The organism is Rhodovulum tesquicola (assembly GCF_024128855.1).
In the GTDB taxonomy this organism is placed as follows: domain Bacteria; phylum Pseudomonadota; class Alphaproteobacteria; order Rhodobacterales; family Rhodobacteraceae; genus Rhodovulum; species Rhodovulum tesquicola.
Map to the genome: position 1 here is coordinate 1 of NZ_JAMYDV010000046.1, position 2,500 is coordinate 2,500.

At 55.7% G+C, this 2,500-nt stretch carries 1 tRNA gene and 2 rRNA genes (1 of these 3 cut by a window edge); all 3 read right to left on the minus strand.

From position 1 onward, the window contains the following. Nucleotides 1-77, minus strand: a tRNA-Met gene (locus NHN26_RS17145). 73 nt (nucleotides 78-150) lie between these two features. Continuing rightward, nucleotides 151-265, minus strand: a 5S ribosomal RNA gene (rrf, locus tag NHN26_RS17150). A 78-nt stretch (nucleotides 266-343) separates the two neighbouring features. Continuing rightward, a 23S ribosomal RNA gene (locus tag NHN26_RS17155) occupies nucleotides 344-2,500 on the minus strand; it runs 669 nt beyond the window's last position.

Below are 2,500 nucleotides of genomic sequence, written 5' to 3' on the forward strand. Positions count from 1 at the left end.
TGGTTGCGGGGGTAGGATTTGAACCTACGACCTTCAGGTTATGAGCCTGACGAGCTACCGGGCTGCTCCACCCCGCGCTGATTTTGGAGATTTGATCTCCTGGTGGTTTGATTTTTGATCGTGTTGAGAGTTGTTTTTGGCTCTTTCTAGGTTTGGCGGTGACCTACTCTCCCACGTCTTGAGACGCAGTACCATTGGCGCGGCGGCACTTAACGGCCGGGTTCGGAATGGAGCCGGGTGTTTTGCTCGCGCTATGACCACCAAACCGAGGAAGAGCCATATGTCCAAGTCAAGCATGGGATTGTGTGCTTATTGATACCAGGAAGCTTGGCTTTTACTGGATCAAATCAAGCCTATCGGGCAATTAGTACCGGTCAACTGAACGCATTGCTGCGCTTACATCTCCGGCCTATCGACGTGGTGGTCTTCCACGGCCCTCGGGGATACCTTGTTTTGAGGGGGGCTTCCCGCTTAGATGCCTTCAGCGGTTATCCTGTCCGATCATAGCTACCCTGCACTGCGGCTGGCGCCACAACAGGTCCACCAGTGGATCGTTCACCCCGGTCCTCTCGTACTAGGGGCAACTCCTCTCAAGTATCCTACACCCACGGCAGATAGGGACCGAACTGTCTCACGACGTTCTAAACCCAGCTCACGTACCTCTTTAAATGGCGAACAGCCATACCCTTGGGACCTGCTCCAGCCCCAGGATGAGATGAGCCGACATCGAGGTGCCAAACACTGCCGTCGATATGGACTCTTGGGCAGTATCAGCCTGTTATCCCCGGCGTACCTTTTATCCGTTGAGCGATGGCCCTTCCACTCGGGACCACCGGATCACTATGGCCGACTTTCGTCTCTGCTCGACTTGTCAGTCTCGCAGTCAGGCTGGCTTTTGCCATTGCACTCAACGAGCGATTTCCGACCGCTCTGAGCCAACCTTCGCGCGCCTCCGTTACTGTTTGGGAGGCGACCGCCCCAGTCAAACTACCCGCCACGCAGGGTCCCGGATCCGGATGACGGACCGCGGTTAGACATCAAGCAGAACAAGGGTGGTATCTCAAGGATGGCTCCACAGGAACTGGCGTCCCTGCTTCGAAGCCTACCACCTATCCTGCACATGTTGTGCCTGATGCCAGTGCGAAGCTGTAGTGAAGGTGCACGGGGTCTTTCCGTCTAACCGCGGGAAGCCTGCATCTTGACAGGCAATTCAATTTCGCTGAGTCGATGTTGGAGACAGCGGGGAAGTCGTTACGCCATTCGTGCAGGTCGGAACTTACCCGACAAGGAATTTCGCTACCTTAGGACCGTTATAGTTACGGCCGCCGTTTACCGGGGCTTCAATTCGGAGCTTGCACCCCTCCTTTTAACCTTCCGGCACCGGGCAGGCGTCAGACCCTATACGTCGTCTTGCGACTTCGCAGAGCCCTGTGTTTTTAGTAAACAGTCGCCACCCCCTGGTTTGTGCCCCCGGCCCATGGTTGCCCACGAACCGGGCCTCCTTCTCGCGAACTTACGGAGGTATTTTGCCGAGTTCCTTCAACATCGTTCTCTCAAGCGCCTTGGTATGCTCTACCAGTCCACCTGTGTCGGTTTAGGGTACGGTCTGATGGAGGGCTATTTCCAGGAACCGATCAGCGGCCCGCCCAATCCGATAAGGGCGAACAACCTTCACGATCCGTCACATCCTCCTGGCTCAGGAATATTAACCTGATTCCCATCGTCTACGCTTTTCAGCCTCGACTTAGGGGCCGGCTTACCCTGCTCAGATTAGCTTTAAGCAGGAACCCTTGGACTTTCGGCGGGAGGGTCTCTCACCCTCCTTGTCGCTACTCATGTCATCATTCTCGCTAGTGATCACTCCACCGGATGGCTCACGCCCCGGCTTCACAGTCAAACCCGAGCCTCCGATGCATCCGAGGATGCAGAAGAGGCGTGGGTTTTGTCACACTACGCTCCGCTACCACTGCTTGCGCAGTCCTAAGCTTCGGCTCGTGGCTTGAGCCCCGTTACATCTTCGCCGCAGGACATCTTGATTAGACCAGTGAGCTGTTACGCTATCTTTAAAGGATGGCTGCTTCTAAGCCAACCTCCTGGTTGTTTTGGACGTCCCACCTGCTTTCCCACTTAGCCACGAATTGGGGGCCTTAGCTGTAGGTCAGGGTTGTTTCCCTCTCCACGACGGACGTTAGCACCCGCCGTGTGTCTGCCATCTAGTACTCCCGGGTATTCGGAGTTTGGTTAGGATCAGTAAGCCTGTGGGGCCCCATTACCCATCCAGTGCTCTACCCCCCGGGGTATTCGGATGACGCTCTACCTAAATAGATTTCGCGGAGAACCAGCTATCTCCGAGTTTGATTGGCCTTTCACCCCTAGGCACAACTCATCCCGACCTTTTTCAACAGGTGTGGGTTCGGACCTCCAGTACGTGTTACCGTACCTTCATCCTGGTCATGCCTAGATCACTCGGTTTCGGGTCTGATCCCACGAACTCGACGCC